Source organism: Sphingomonas sp. SAFR-052, assembly GCF_051965015.1.
In the GTDB taxonomy this organism is placed as follows: Bacteria; Pseudomonadota; Alphaproteobacteria; order Sphingomonadales; family Sphingomonadaceae; genus Sphingomonas.
Window position 1 is genome coordinate 162,466 of record NZ_JBQCMO010000001.1, and the last position, 14,739, is coordinate 177,204.

The window sequence follows — 14,739 nt, forward strand, 5'->3', positions numbered from 1 at the left end:
GAACATGCCGGGTCCATTGGGGCAGTATGCGCTGGTCGTTCGCGACCTGGGCTCGGCGTTCGTCGCGGCGGTATTGGGGGCGGGGGAGCGTCAGCTTGCCCGCGCGCCGCGTACCGCCACGCTGATCGCCGATTGGCCGGGCGATGCCGCGGCCGATGCGCTGGCGATGCGGTTCAACGGCGCGCTGCACGCACTGGCGCGGCGCGGTGACGATCCGGCGCTTGCCGCACTGTATGCGACGCGGACCGGCGATTTCGACGCGGTGATCGGCAATGCCATGGCGGCGGCGGACGGCTTCATCGCCGACTGGATGCAATTGCCGCCCCAGACCAACGAGGTCGGGCGCGCGGGCGCGATCATGGCGGCACTGATGACGCTGCGCGGGGTCCACGACCTGCCGGTCGAACTGCTCGAACTGGGGGCCAGTGCCGGGCTCAACCTGAACCTTGCGCACTATGCCTATGATCTGGGCGGGGTGCGTGCCGGACGCAGCGATTCACCGGTGCGGATCGCACCCGAATGGCGCGGGTCCGCCCCGATCGCGCGCCCGGTCGAGATCGTCGCGACGCGCGGCGTCGACCTGCGTCCGCTGGCCGCTGCCGACCCGAAGGCGCGCGAACGGCTGATGGCCTATGTCTGGGCCGACGAACCCGAACGCGCTGAGCGGCTGCGCCACGCGCTGGCGATCGCCGGCGACCTGCCGCCGCAGATCGCGTGCGACGACATCGCCCGCTGGCTACCCGCCGAACTGGCGCAGTCACCCGCGAAGGGTATCTGCCGGGTGGTGATCCACACCATGGCTCTGCAATACTGCAGCCCGGCGACGCGTGCAGCGGTGAGCGAAGCGATGGCGGCGGTCGACTATCCGCTGGCACGCATCGGCTTCGAATGGACCGAGGCGCGCGATGCGGTGCACCTGACGCTCACCACCTATCCCGATGGCGCGGTCCGGCATCTGGCGACGTGCCACGCCTATGGCCACTGGATCGACTGGCACGGTTAGCCGGCGGCGAACTGCTCCGCGCTGAGGCCGTACAGCCCGGCCGCCCCCGCCATCGCCGCCATGCCGAGACCCCGCGCCTCGGGTACGATCCGGTCGAGGTAAAAGGCAACCGCCGCCCGCTTGCGCGCCACGAAGTCGGCATCGTCGACTCCGGCCAGCGCGCGCCCCTGCCGTTCCAGCAGCCAGCCGCATACGCAGGTCGAGAGCATCGTCAGGAACGGATAGCTGCCCGCCAGCCGGTCGTCGACGCTCGCCTCCAGCATCCAGCGCGCTACCGCCTGCGTGTCGCCCAGCAGATCGCCGAGCGCGGCATGTTCGATTTCGCCGCGCATCTCAGCGAACAGCGCGTCGATCGCCGCCCCGCCATCGCCCGACAGCTTGCGCCCGACCAGATCGGCGGCCTGGATGCCGTTGGTGCCTTCGTAGATCGGCGTGATTCGCACGTCGCGATAATGCTGCGCCGCGCCGGTTTCCTCGACATAACCCATGCCGCCATGGACCTGCACGCCGATGCTCGCGACCTCGCAGCCGATATCGGTGCCATGCGCCTTGGCGAGCGGCGTCACCAGATCGAGCCGCGCCTTCGCGCCCTCGATCCCCAACGTCGCACGATCGACCTGCCCCGCCGCGTAATAGACCAATGCCCGCCCGGCCATGGTCTGCGCGGTCATGCGCAGCAGCATCCGGCGCACATCGGGATGTTCGATGATCGCGACCGGCGCACCGCCCGCCGAGGCGCGCGGCGACTGCACGCGTTCGCGGGCATAGGCGACGGCACGCTGCGTCGCCGCTTCTGCCACCTGCACCCCCTGCAAGCCGACATTGAGGCGCGCATTGTTCATCATCGTGAACATCGCGCGCATCCCCGCGCCCTCCGCGCCGATCAGTTCACCGATGCAGTCGCCATGATCGCCGAACGACAGCACGCAGGTGGGCGAGGCGTGCAGCCCCATCTTGTGTTCGATCGACACCACGCGGATGTCGTTCGGCTCGCCCGGATTGCCATCGGCGTCGAGCCGGTATTTGGGCACGAGGAACAGCGAAATCCCCTTGGTCCCCGCCGGCGCGCCGGGGGTGCGGGCTAGGACGAGGTGGACGATATTGTCGGCCATGTCGTGGTCGCCGAACGAGATGTAGATTTTCGTGCCGCGAATCCGCCAGTTGCCGTCGCCGACCGGTTCGGCCCGCGTCGTCAGCGCGCCGACGTCCGACCCGGCCTGCGGCTCGGTCAGGTTCATCGTGCCGGTCCATTCGCCGGTCGCCAGCTTCGGCAAATAACGTGCCTGCTGTTCGGCGCTGCCATGATGGGTCAGCGCCTCGATCGCGCCGACCGTCAGCGTGGGTGCAAGCGCAAAGCCCAGATTGGCGGTGCCCAGCGTTTCCAGCACCGCGGTCGCGACCGCGAACGGCATCGCCTGTCCCCCGAACTCGGCGGGCGACCCCATCGTCCCCCATCCGCCCGCGACATAGGCCTGATAGGCGGCGCGATAGCCATCGGGCATCACCACGCCGCCGGGGGTCCAGCGCGCGCCGACCGTGTCGCCGATCCGGTCGAGCGGCCGCCATTCCCCGGCGGCGAATTCGCCGATCCCGGTCAGGATCGCGTCGAGCATGTCGGGCGTCGCATCGGTGAAGCGCGGATCGGCCGCCAGCGCCTCGATCCCAGCGGCATGGGTCAGTGCGAAACGCTGTTCGGCGGTGGCGGGGGTCAGCTCCATTTGCCCTCTCTCGATCTCGTGTTTTTGCCGGTATAGCGCCCAAATCATGACCGCTCCAAACCCCCGCATCGCCACCGTCACCTTACCGTACGGCATGGCGGCGATCGACGCGGCGGCAGCGGTGATCGCGGACGGCGGCTGCGTCGCGGTGCCGACGGAGACGGTCTATGGCCTCGCCGCCGACGCCGGTGATTCGCAAGCGGTCGCCGGCATCTATGCGGCGAAGGGGCGGCCGGGGTTCAACCCGCTGATCGTCCACGTCCCGACCCTTGCGGCGGCACAGGCGCTGGCAATGTTCGACGATCATGCGTTGCGGCTGGCCGACGCATTCTGGCCGGGGCCGCTGACGCTCGTACTGCCGATGCGGGAAGGGGTGGGGATCGCCGCGCTGGTGACCGCGGGGTTGCCGACGGTCGCGATCCGGGTGCCGGCGCATGCGGCGATGCAGGCGTTGCTGGAAAGGACCGGACGGCCGCTCGCCGCGCCCTCGGCCAATGCCAGCGGATCGATCAGCCCGACCCGCGCCGGGCATGTCTTGCGCAGCCTCGATGGCCGCATCCCGTTGGTCATCGATGCCGGGCCGACGACGCGCGGCATCGAATCGACGATCATCGCCTGTATCGACGGGCAGGTCCGCGAATTGCGTCCCGGCCCGGTGACGCGATCGGCGGTCGCCGATCTGCTGGACATCGCGGTCGGCGGAGCGGGCGCGGGGATCGAGGCACCGGGGCAACTCGCCAGCCATTATGCCCCGTCGAAGCCGGTCCGGCTGGACGCGATCGACCGCCGCGACGACGAATGGTGGATCGGGTTCGGACCGGTCGCAGGTGACGATACGCTGTCGATGAGCGGCGATCCGGTCGAGGCGGCGGCGCGGCTGTTCGATGCGCTGCACGTCGCCGATGCGTCGGCTGCGGGACGCATCGCCGTCGCGCCGATCCCCGATGCCGGACTGGGCGCCGCGATCAACGACCGGCTGCGCCGGGCGGCGACGCCGGCGTGACGGAGGCCAAGAAGCCGCCAAGTTACGCGGACTTACCCGACTTGCGTGGATTTCAAGCTACGCAACATTAACCTTCGCGCGGTAGCTTCGCTTGGTACGGGAGGGTACCGATAGTGAGCGCAACCGACGAAATCGACTTCGACAAGAGACTGGCCGCCTTCGCCTATGACGAACGGAGCTACAGCGCCTTTCCGCGCGTCAAGCGCGCGATCGAGCGCCATGCGCCCGCCGCGCTGACCGCGCTCTACCGGCATATCGCGGCGACGCCATCGATCAGCGCGATGTTCCAGTCGCAGGCGCGGATGGACCATGCCCGCGACAAGCAGCTCGAACATTGGCGCAAGCTGTTTTCGGGGCCGATCAATCGCGACTATGCTGCCGCGGCATCGAATATCGGACAGGTCCATGCCCGTATCGGGCTGGCCCCGACCTGGTATATCAGCGGCTATGCGCGGATGCTGGAGCATGTCCTGCCGCGGCTGGTGCTGGGGCGGATCGGCTGGCCGTTCGGGGCGCGGGCCCGTGCGCGGGCGGTGACCGCGCTGGTCAAGGCGTCGCTGATCGACATGGACATTGCGCTTGCCGCTTACTTCGAGGCCGAACAGGCCGGGCGGCGCGCGGTCATCGAACGCTGCGGGGTGGCGTTCGAACGAATGGCGCAGGGCGACCTGACCGTGTCGTTGCAGGGCCTGCCGCGCGAATATCAGGCGTTGGCCGACAGTTTCGAAGCGATGCGCCAGCAGATGTGCGAGACGCTGGGCGCGGTCACCCGCTCGGGCGAGCAGATCCGCATCGGATCGGGCAATATCCGCCATGCGTCGGACGACTTGTCGCAGCGCACCGAGCAACAAGCGGCGAGCCTCGAAGAAACCGCGGCGGCGATGGACCAGATCGTCGGCACCGTCCGCCAGACCGCCGAAGGGGCGTCGCGCGCCGACCGCATCGTCGGTGAGGCGCGCAGCGAAGCGGAGGAATCGGGTAAGATCGTCCGCCGCGCGGTCGACGCGATGGGTGGCATCCAGCGATCGTCGGCGGAGATCAGCGAGATCATCAGTGTCATCGACGGCATCTCGTTCCAGACGAACCTTCTGGCACTGAACGCGGGTGTCGAGGCGGCGCGTGCCGGTGAGGCGGGCAAGGGCTTTGCCGTCGTCGCTTCCGAAGTTCGCGCGCTGGCGCAGCGTTCGGCCGATGCCGCCAAGGACGTGAAGACCCGCATCCTCGCCTCGTCCGAACAGGTCGATGTCGGCGTCGATCTGGTCAATGCGACGGGGCAGGCGCTGCAACGGATCATCGGCCGGATCGGCGAGATCAGCGACCTCGTCTCGGGCATCGCCACCTCGGCGGCGCAGCAATCGACGGGGTTGCAGCAGGTCAACACCGCCGTCGCCGAAATGGACAATGTGACGCAACGCAACGCCGCGATGGTCGAGGAAGCCACCGCCGCCGCCCGCGTGCTGGCGCAGGAGGCCGAGGTGCTGGCGACCGAGGTGGCGCGCTTCAAGCTCGCCGGGGCGGGGGAGAGCGGTAACGAGGTCCATCGGATGCAGCAGCGGCTGGCTGCCGCCTGATCCTCATCCGGTCAAGGTTCGAGCCCCGGCGCAAGGGTATGAACCATGACCGGGAGAGAGGGCGGGCAACGTCTCCCGATCCGTACCCACTCTCGCAAAGCGGTTGCGCCCGCGCGGTGCGCGTGCTTGGGAACGCTCGGGGATTTGGGAAGCACTATGGCCAGCCGCGCGATCAACGGACGGTATGATGCTGGCGCAGCGGGCGCGCGCTGGCTGGCGGAGTATCGGACCCGCGCTCCACAGGGCGACATGCTGTCCGCCGCCACCGATCGCGACCGCGCGGCATGGGAGGTCGCGTTCGAGGAACTGGCCGGGCTGCCCGGCAACACGCTGGCCGCCGCGCGCGAACGGGCACAGCGTCATGCCGACGATATCGGCACCGCCTACCGCGCGGCGGGCGAGAGCGAGGAACGCCGCTGGCCCTTGTCGCCGGTCCCGCTGCTGATCGGTGCCGACGAATGGCGCGCAATCGCCGAGGGGATGGCGGAGCGCGCCGATCTGTTCGAAGCGATCATCGCCGACATCCATGGCGACCAGCAACTGGTGGCGGACGGCACGTTGCCGGCGATGATGGTTACCGGGTCGCCACTGTTCCTGCGGCCAATGGTCGGCGTCGTGCCGCCGGGCGGACATCAACTCCACTTCATCGCTGCCGATCTTTGCCGGGGACCCGACGGGCGCTGGCGGGTGCTGGCCGATCATGTCCGCGTGCCGGTGGGGGCGGGCTATGCGCTCGAAAACCGGCTGGCGATGGGGCGGACGCTCGGTGGATTGCCCTCCCGGCTTAACATCGAACGCCACGCGCCCTTCTTCGCCGCAATGCGCGCCGGGATCGCCGCCGCCTGTCGCCGGGCGGAGCCGCGCATCGGGTTGCTGACGTCGGGCAAGCTGAACCCCAGCTATGCCGAACAGGCGCATCTGGCGCGGTATCTCGGCTTCCTGCTGGTCGAGGGTGCCGATCTCGCGGTGCGCGACGACCATCTCTATGTCCGCACCATCGCCGGGTTGAAGCGGATCGACGCGCTGTGGCGGCGGATCGATCCGCGGCTGATTGATCCGCTCGCGTTCGATGCCAATTCGACAATCGGTGTGCCGGGGCTGGTCGATGCGATGGCGGCGGGCAATGTCGTGATCGCCAATGCGCCGGGGGTGGGTGTGCTCGAATCGCCGGCCTTTGCCGCGTTCCTGCCGGCGCTGGGCGAAAAGCTGCTGGGACGGGCGCCGGCGCTGTCGTCGATCGGGACGTGGTGGTGCGGTCGGGGGCAGGACCGCGACCATGTGCTGGCATCGCTCGACCAGCTGGTTGTCGGCCCCGCCTTTGCCGGCACGACGCCCGAACTGGCCGGACCGGTGCTCGGCGCGACGCTCGATGCGCACGCGCGCGCGCGGCTGGCGGCGGCGATGGCATTGCGCCCGCAGGATTATGTCGGGCAGGAGGTCGCCGAATTGTCGACCATGCCGACCGTCTGCGGTGAAGGATTGCAGCCGCGCCCCTTCTCGCTGCGGGTCTTTACGGCGCGCGGGGCCGATGGGCGCTGGGTGGTGCTGCCCGGCGGGTTCGTCCGCATCGGCGACCAGCCCGATGCGCGCGCGGCGGTGATGGGCGAGGGGTCGTGGTCGGCCGACGTCATCGTCCATGGCCCCGATCCGGTCGCGCCGATATCGCTGCTCCAGCCCACCGACAGCGTCGAACTGCGCCGCAATCCGGGGACGTTGCCCAGCCGGGTCGCCGACAACATGTTCTGGCTCGGCCGCTATCTCGAACGGGGAGAGGCGCTGCTGGGCGTCATCCGTGTGCTGTTCGGCCATTCGATCTCGGCCGATACCGGCGCGGCGCTGGCCCCCGAAACCGTCGAGCGGCTGGTGACGATCATCGCCGACACCGGTGCCGCCGCTCCCCCGCCCAGCCACCGCCGCCGCGATCTGGTCGATTTCGGGCGCGAGGCGATGGAGGCGGTCGAGGGGTGGGGCAGCGTCCGTGCGATCAACCGCATGGCGACCGGCATCGGCGGCGTGTCGCGCGACCGGTTGTCGGCGGATATGGTGCGGCTGCTCGACGCGCCGCATCCGACCGGCGGCACGCTGCTCGACCGGGCGGGGACATTGCAGCGCCGCTACGCGGCACTTGCCGGGCTGTCGGCCGAACATATGGGGCGGACCGATGCGTGGCGGTTCCACGATCTCGGCCGGCGGATCGAACGGGCGATGGCGGCGACGCGCACGTTGCTGGCGGTCGATCTGCGCCGGGCGAGTGCCGAGGACCTGTCGACATTGCTCGACCTTGCCGACAGCCAGATCAGCTATCGCCAGCGCTACCTGATCGGCTTTGCCCGCGTACCGGTGATCGACCTGATCGCGCTCGACCCCGGCAATCCGCGCGGCATCGCGTTCCAGGTGGAAACGATCGTTCAACATCTGTGCAAGTTGCCGGTGTTGAACGACGCCGGGATCGCCGAACCGCAGCAACGCATCGCCGCGCGGCTGACGGCGGGGATCGCGATGGGGTCAGCCGAGCGGCTGGACCGCGGCTGGCTGCTCGAGATCAATCAGCAGTTGCAGAAGCTGTCCGATGCCATCGCCACTCGCTATTTCCTGCAAGGGGCGCAGGCGCTCCGCGAAGCCGGGTTGACCCTCGCATGATGCGCTATGCCATCCGCCACATCACCCGCTTCGATTATGAGGAAGCGGCGGGGTTCGCGCGCTGCAATTTGCGGCTGTGCCCGATCCTGTGGTCGGGACAGGAACTGGAGGACTATGCACTGCTGGTTGAACCGGGCGGGCGAACCGCGCCGGCGCGGGCGCAGGCGGGGTTGGCCAATGTCACGCGGTTGGTAGTTGATCGGCCTGAAAAGACGCTGACGATCGAGAGTCGCGCGACGGTGCGCGTCGAGCGGCCGATCCCGTTCGCATCGCCAAACGACCCGACGCTGGCCGATATCCGGGCGATGGTAGCGCAGGTGCAGGATGCCGGACCTGCCAGTCCGGTCAGCTACCTCTTCCCGTCCGCCCATGTGCCCATCGTGCCCGAGATCGCCGCATGGTGTGCCGAGGATCTGGCGGACGATCGCGGTATCCTCGACGCGGCGATCGCGCTTGCCCGACGGATCCAGCGCGACTTCGCCTTCGATCCGACCGCGACGCTGGTCGACACGCCGCCCGCCGAAGCTTTCGCCAAGCGTGGCGGGGTGTGTCAGGATTTCGCGCAGATCATGCTGTCGGGCCTGCGCGGGGCGGGGCTGCCCGCCGCCTATTGCTCGGGCTATCTGCGCACGCTGCCGCCGCCGGGGCAGGAGCGGCTGGTCGGCGCCGATGCGACCCATGCCTGGGTGCTGGTCTGGGCCGGGCCGGTGCTCGGCTGGGTCGGGGTCGATCCGACCAACGGCATCTGGATGGCGGAGGATCATGTCGTGATGGCGATCGGCCGCGACTATGCCGACATCGCGCCGATCGACGGCGTGGTGCTGGGGTCGGGCGCGCAGACGATGCAGGTGTCGGTCGACGTGGAGCCGTTGCCGGTCGGGTAGTCCGTTCACGCCAGGAAGAAGGTGGTTTCACGCGAAGGCGCGAAGGCGCGAAGGCGCGGGAAACGTTGCGCCAAGCAGAACCCCTTCGCGTCTCCGCGCCTTCGCGTGAAAACAAGCTTACTTCTTCGTCCCCATGGCGAACCCCTCCCAACCCGGATTGACGAATCCACAACGGTTGGAGGATAAAGAACAAATCATGAACGTAGAGTCGTCCACCCTGTCCGCGTTGAAGCGGCAAGTCGCCGCCATGGAGCGGCGTGTGCCGATAGGCAAGGTGGTGCGGGTCGCGACCGGGCATGGCGATATCGATGCTGCGCTGGGCGGCGGCATTGCGCGCGGGCGGCTGCACGAGATTTTCGCGGCTGAAGCGGGCGACGCCGGCAGCGCGACCGGTTTTGCGGGGATGCTGTCGATTCGACTGGGCGGCGGCATCGTGTGGCTGCGCGAGGAGGCGGCGGTGCGCGGCGGTGGGCACCTGCATGCGCCGGGACTGGTCGAGATCGGACTCGATCCGGCGCGGCTGCTGCTGGGGTTGCTGCCCGATGCGCTGTCGGTGCTGCGTGCCGCCGCCGATGTGGTGCGCTGTGCCGGAGTCGGGGTGGCGGTGATCGAACTGCACCGCGATCCGAAGGTGCTCGACCTGACCGCCAGCCGCCGCCTGGCACTTGCGGCGGAGGAAAGTGGGGTGGCGGCATTGTTGCTGCGCATCGCCGCGACCCCGGTGGCGAGCGCTGCCGACACGCGCTGGGCGGTGCGGTCCTGCGCGTCGCAACCCTTGCCCGCCAATGCGCCGGGCCATCCGACCTTCGACCTCGAATTATTGCGTCAGCGCGGCCGGGGTGCCGATGGCCGCTGGCAAGTGGAGTGGAACCGTGAGCAAGCCGTCTTCACCAGCCCGACGCCATCTGGCGCTGTGGTGGCCGTTCCTGCCCACCGACCGGCTGCTGCGCCAATCCCCCTGCGCCGTGCCGGATGACGCGCCGTTCGTATGTGTCGAGACGGTGCGCGGCGCATTGCGCATCGCATCGGTCGATCCCCAGGCACTGGACAAGGGGCTGTCCCCCGGCATGGCGCTGGCCGATGCGCGCGCGCAGCTGCCCGAACTGGCGGTGGTCGATGCCGATCCGTTCGCCGATCATGGCTGGCTGGAACGGATCGCCGATGCGTGCGACCGGTTCACGCCGCTGGTGGCGCTGGACGGCGGCGACGGCGTGACGCTCGACATTACCGGCTGTGCGCACCTGTTCGGCGGGGAGGGGGCGCTGGTCGCCGAAGTCGAGGCGCGGCTCGCCCGGTTCGGGACGATGCGCCATGCACTGGCCGACACCCCCGATGCGGCACAGGCGCTGGCCCGGTTCCAGAGTGCGCCGGCGGCGAGCGAGGCGGCGGCGATTCGGCGGCTGGGGGTCGCGGCGCTGCGGCTCGACGACGAGATTGCGGTGGCGTTGCGCCGGGCGGGCCTGCGCACCATCGGCGACTTGGCAAGCCGTCCGACCGCGCCGATCGCGGCGCGTTTCGGCGAGGAGACGGTGGCGGCATTGGCGCGGTTGCTGGGCGATGCCGATCAGCGGTTGCGGCCACGGCGAGCCTTGCCGGCCCTGTTCTTCGAACGGCGTTTCGCCGAACCGATCGTGCGCGAGGCCGATGTGCTGGCGACGATCGGCGAACTGGCGGCGGAGGCGGAGGCCGAACTGACCGCGCGCGATCGCGGCGGGCGACGCTTCGCGGTGCGGCTGTACCGCGCCGATGGTGCGCTCCGCGATCTGGCGGTCGAAAGCGGACTGCCGCTGCGCGATCCGCCGTCGATCCTGCGGCTGTTCCGCGAACGGATCGATGCGCTGGCCGATCCGATCGATCCGGGCTTCGGCTTCGACATGATACGGATGAGCGTGCCCGCGCTCGAACCCTTGGCGCCGACGCAATTGCAGCTGGAAGGCGGCGCGGTCAGCGAGGAGGCGATGGCGGCTTTGGTCGACCGGCTGACGACCCGGCTTGGTCGTGGACGCATCTGTCGCGCGGCCCCGGGGGACAGTCATCTGCCCGAACAGGGCGTGCTGACCATGCCCGCGATCGATACGCCGACCCCGACGACGTGGGACGCGCCCGAGACCGGCGAACCGCCGCTGCGCCCGATCCACCTGTTCGACCCGCCGCAGCGGATCGAGGTGATGGCCGAGGTGCCCGACGGCCCGCCGCACCGCTTTCGCTGGCGGCGGGTGCTGCACGACGTGATCCGGTTCGAGGGGCCGGAGCGGATCGCGGCCGAGTGGTGGCGGCGCGGGCAGCCCAAGGTGCGGACGCGTGATTACTATCGGGTCGAGGATGTGCGCGGGCGGCGCTACTGGATTTTCCGGCATGGGCTGTACGATCGCGAGACGCCCGACCCGCTCTGGTATGTGCATGGGGTGTTTGCGTGAGGGGCAGGGTCGTCGTGTTGGCGGAGGTGGTATCTCCGCGAACGCCGTGGCGTACCCCCGCGCAGGCGGGGGCCAGAGCCTGGCAGAGCAGCGGTCTGCGTGTGTCGCCCTGGACCCCCGCCTGCGCGGGGGTACGGCAGGTTTTGGGGGGCAGCGCAGGCACCGCGAAGGCGGGGGTTTCGCCGTGGCTGGCGTAGCGCCCTTGTCGCGCGAGATTCCAGCCTTCGCCGGAATGACGTTCGTGGCTGCGTTGGCCCCGTGAGATGGCTTTTGCCGAACTGATCGCCGCGACGCATTTTTCGTTCCTGCGTGGGGCGTCGGCGCCGTCCGACATGGTCGCGCGCGCCAACGAACTGGAGATGACCGGGATCGGCATCGCCGACCGCAATACCGTGGCAGGGGTGGTGCAGGCGTTTCTGGCGTTGAAAAAGGCGGATGCGGGACTGGTCGAGGAGGGACTGCCACCGAACGATTTCACCCTCGTCGTCGGTGCGCGGCTGGTGTTTGTCGACGGGACGCCGGACATCGTCGCCTATCCGGTCGACCGGGCGGCATGGGGGCGGCTGACGCGGTTGTTGAGCGGCGGCAATCTCAAGGCGAAGAAGGGCGACTGTCATCTCGATCTAACCGATCTGCTAAGATGGCAGGAGGGGTTGCTGCTGATCGTCACCGCCCCCGATGCGGCGCTGCTGGCGCGACTTCGCGATGCCTGTCCGGGACGAGTATGGCTGGCGGCGACGATGCCGCGCGGCGGGCGCGACCGGCGGCGGCTTGCCGGCCGGATCGCGTTGGCGCGGAGCGTCGGCGTGCCTTTGCTGGCGACCAACGATGCGCTGTATGCGACGCACGAGCAGCGGCCGTTGCACGATGTGCTGACCTGTATCCGCGAAGGCACGACGATTGCCGCCGCCGGCAAGCGGTTGGCCGCCAATGCCGAACGGCACCTCAAGGCCCCGGAAGAGATGGCGCGGCTGTTCCGCGATTGTCCCGAGGCGGTCGAGGAAAGCGTCACAATCCTCCAGCGGATCAGCTTTCGCCTGACCGATTTGAAGTACGAATATCCGCATGAGCCGGTGCCGCCGGGCTGGGAGGCGCAGGATTGGCTCGAACATCTGGCGATGACCGCCGCGCATGAACGTTATGGTCCCGATCTGCCGGTCGAGGTGCAGCGGCGGCTGGACGAAGAGTTCGCGCTGATCCGCAGCCAGGAATATGCGCACTACTTCCTGACCGTCCACGACCTGGTCCGGTTCGCGCGGTCGTGCGATCCGCCGATATTGTGCCAGGGGCGCGGGTCGGCGGCCAATTCGATCGTGTGCTTTCTGCTGGGCGTAACCTCGGTCGATCCGAGCGAGCACGACCTGCTCTTCTCGCGCTTCGTGTCCGAACAGCGGGGAGAACCGCCCGATATCGACGTCGATTTCGAACATGAACGCCGCGAGGAGGTGATCCAGTATATCTACGCCCGCTATGGCCGCGAGCGGGCGGGCATTGCCGCGACCGTGATCCACTATCGGCCACGCAGCGCGGTGGGTGAGGTCGGCAAGGTGCTGGGCCTGACCCGCGACGTGACGCAGCGGTTGGGCAGCACGGTGTGGGGCAGTTTCGCGGGGGAGATGGAGGCGCGGCGCTATACCAGCGCAGGGTTCGACATCGACAATCCGGAGATCGCGCAGCTGCGCGATCTGGTCGACCAGATCTTGAAATTTCCCCGGCATTTGTCGCAGCATGTCGGCGGGTTCGTGCTGACGCAGGGGCGGTTGGACGAGATGGTCCCGATCCATAACGGCGCGATGGAAGGCAGGACCTTCATCGAATGGGACAAGGACGATATCGACGCGCTGGGGCTGATGAAGGTCGATGTGCTGGCGCTGGGCATGCTGACCTGCATCCGCAAGGCGTTCGACCTGCTGCGGTTGCACGACCTGGGCGATCACGACCTGACCGTCGATCTCGAAGCGAACGACAAGCGCGTGTACGACATGCTGCACAAGGGCGACAGCATTGGCGTGTTCCAGGTCGAGAGCCGGGCGCAAATGAACATGCTACCGCGGCTGAAACCCACCTCGCTCTACGACCTGTCGGTACAGGTGGCGATCGTGCGGCCGGGGCCGATCGAGGGGGACATGGTGCATCCCTATCTGCGGCGGCGGGCCAGCAAGGAGGTGGTGACCTATCCCTCGCCCAAACCGCCGCACGATCCCAACGAACTCAAGACGCTGCTTGACAAGACCTATGGCGTGCCCCTGTTCCAGGAACAGGTGATGAAGCTGGCGATCGTCGCCGCCGATTTTAGTCCGGGCGAGGCGAACGAACTGCGCCGGGCGATGGCGACGTTCCGCAATCCCGGTACGATCCAGAAGCTGCGCGAAAAGCTGATCGAGGGCATGACCCGGCGTGGCTATGAGCCGGACTTTGCCGAGCGTTGTTTCCGTCAGATCGAGGGGTTTGGCAGCTATGGCTTTCCCGAAAGCCATGCGCTGTCGTTCGCGCGGCTGGTCTATGTATCGTCATGGATCAAATGCCACCACCCGGCGGTGTTCGCCTGCGCGCTGCTCAATTCGCAGCCGATGGGTTTCTACGCGCCGGCGCAGATCGTCCGTGACGCGCGCGACCATGCGGTCGAGGTGCGCGGCATCGATGTGAATGTCAGCGACTGGGATAACAAGCTGGAGGGGGAGCAACTCGCGCTGCGGCTGGGGTTTCGGCAGATGGACGGGTTTCGCGAGGGCTGGGCGGAGACGATCGCCGCGGCGCGCCCCTTTGCCAGCGTCGAGGAACTGGCGCGGCGGGCGCGACTGCCGCAACGGGCGCTGCGGTTGCTGGCCGATGCCGATGCGTTCCGGTCGATCGGCTTCGACCGGCGCGAGGCGTTGTGGGATGTGCGACGCACGCCCGATGCCGAACTGCCGCTGTTCGCCCATGCCCGCGCCGCCGAACTGGGCGCGGAGCCCGACATGGCGCTGCCCGCAATGCCCGCGGTCGAGCATGTCGTGACCGATTACCAGACGCTGCGCCTGTCGCTGCAAGGCCATCCGATGCAGTTCCTGCGCGACAGGCTCGACCGGATGGGCGTGACCAGTTGCGCCGGGATAATGAGGGCGAAGGCGGGGGCACGGGTCACCGTGGCGGGTCTGGTCCTCGTGCGGCAGCGGCCGGGCAAGGGCAATGCGATCTTCGTCACGCTGGAGGACGAGGGCGGCATCACCAATGTCGTGCTGTGGGCGCGGCTGTTCGAGGCGTATCGGCGCGAGGTGATGGGCGCGCGGTTGATGATGGTCGAGGGCGAGGTGCAGTGCAGCCGCGAAGGCATCGTCCACCTGATGGGTGCGCGGGTATGGGATCGCAGCGACCTGCTCGACATGCTGGGCGAAGCACCGCCGCCGGTGCCGTCGTCACGCGGCGACGAAGCGGTCCGCCCGGTCGCCTCGCGCCACCCGCGCGACGTGCGACTGGTGCCGAAGTCGCGCGATTTCCACTGACAGCGGGTGCCCCGCACGCCT

General features: G+C 68.7%; 9 protein-coding genes. 8 read left to right on the forward strand and 1 reads right to left on the reverse strand.

Going from position 1 to position 14,739, the window contains the following annotated elements; all coding sequences use genetic code 11:
• Positions 1-4 precede the first annotated feature (4 nt).
• Positions 5-1,003 carry a DUF2332 domain-containing protein gene (locus tag ACTHQV_RS00720; RefSeq protein ID WP_440487874.1) on the forward strand — a complete coding sequence of 333 codons (999 nt, stop codon included), beginning with the start codon at positions 5-7 and terminating at the stop codon, positions 1,001-1,003.
• Here ACTHQV_RS00720 and ACTHQV_RS00725 read toward each other — a convergent pair.
• Entirely contained in the window at positions 1,000-2,721 is a 1,722-nt protein-coding gene (locus ACTHQV_RS00725; protein ID WP_440487875.1) for an acyl-CoA dehydrogenase, read from the reverse strand. The two genes, ACTHQV_RS00720 and ACTHQV_RS00725, sit on opposite strands and share 4 nt — an antisense overlap.
• A 46-nt stretch (positions 2,722-2,767) precedes the next feature.
• Between ACTHQV_RS00725 and ACTHQV_RS00730 the strand changes: the two genes are divergently transcribed.
• From ACTHQV_RS00730 to ACTHQV_RS00760, 7 genes are all read left to right on the forward strand, one after another.
• On the forward strand, positions 2,768-3,724 hold the full coding sequence (locus ACTHQV_RS00730) for an L-threonylcarbamoyladenylate synthase (RefSeq protein WP_440487876.1): 957 nt from the start codon (positions 2,768-2,770) through the stop codon (positions 3,722-3,724).
• 113 nt (positions 3,725-3,837) lie between these two features.
• Positions 3,838-5,295 carry a methyl-accepting chemotaxis protein gene (locus ACTHQV_RS00735; protein WP_440487877.1) on the forward strand — a complete coding sequence of 486 codons (1,458 nt, stop codon included), beginning with the start codon at positions 3,838-3,840 and terminating at the stop codon, positions 5,293-5,295.
• Positions 5,296-5,451: 156 nt separating this feature from the next.
• Entirely contained in the window at positions 5,452-7,935 is a 2,484-nt protein-coding gene (locus tag ACTHQV_RS00740) for a circularly permuted type 2 ATP-grasp protein (protein WP_440487879.1), read from the forward strand.
• A complete protein-coding gene (locus ACTHQV_RS00745; RefSeq protein ID WP_440488298.1) occupies positions 7,935-8,819 on the forward strand; it encodes a transglutaminase family protein in 885 nt (294 codons plus the stop codon). Before ACTHQV_RS00740 ends, ACTHQV_RS00745 begins: the two co-directional genes overlap by 1 nt.
• 196 nt (positions 8,820-9,015) lie before the next feature.
• Positions 9,016-9,795: an ImuA family protein gene (locus ACTHQV_RS00750; protein ID WP_440487880.1), complete on the forward strand. Its 780-nt coding sequence runs from the start codon at positions 9,016-9,018 to the stop codon at positions 9,793-9,795.
• Positions 9,692-11,236: a Y-family DNA polymerase gene (locus ACTHQV_RS00755; protein WP_440487881.1), complete on the forward strand. Its 1,545-nt coding sequence runs from the start codon at positions 9,692-9,694 to the stop codon at positions 11,234-11,236. The genes ACTHQV_RS00750 and ACTHQV_RS00755 overlap by 104 nt, the downstream gene beginning before the upstream one ends.
• 263 nt (positions 11,237-11,499) lie before the next feature.
• Positions 11,500-14,718: an error-prone DNA polymerase gene (locus ACTHQV_RS00760; RefSeq protein ID WP_440487882.1), complete on the forward strand. Its 3,219-nt coding sequence runs from the start codon at positions 11,500-11,502 to the stop codon at positions 14,716-14,718.
• Positions 14,719-14,739 lie beyond the last annotated feature (21 nt).

What these genes read in the sequence shown, in the direction of transcription:
- ACTHQV_RS00730 (WP_440487876.1), top strand. Translation starts at nt 2,768, where the DNA reads ATGACCGCTCCAAACCCCCGCATCGCCACCGTCACCTTACCGTACGGC.
- ACTHQV_RS00760 (WP_440487882.1), top strand. Translation starts at nt 11,500, where the DNA reads ATGGCTTTTGCCGAACTGATCGCCGCGACGCATTTTTCGTTCCTGCGT.
- ACTHQV_RS00750 (WP_440487880.1), top strand. Translation starts at nt 9,016, where the DNA reads ATGAACGTAGAGTCGTCCACCCTGTCCGCGTTGAAGCGGCAAGTCGCC.
- ACTHQV_RS00720 (WP_440487874.1), top strand. Translation starts at nt 5, where the DNA reads ATGCCGGGTCCATTGGGGCAGTATGCGCTGGTCGTTCGCGACCTGGGC.
- ACTHQV_RS00725 (WP_440487875.1), bottom strand. Translation starts at nt 2,721, where the DNA reads ATGGAGCTGACCCCCGCCACCGCCGAACAGCGTTTCGCACTGACCCAT.
- ACTHQV_RS00745 (WP_440488298.1), top strand. Translation starts at nt 7,935, where the DNA reads ATGCGCTATGCCATCCGCCACATCACCCGCTTCGATTATGAGGAAGCG.
- ACTHQV_RS00740 (WP_440487879.1), top strand. Translation starts at nt 5,452, where the DNA reads ATGGCCAGCCGCGCGATCAACGGACGGTATGATGCTGGCGCAGCGGGC.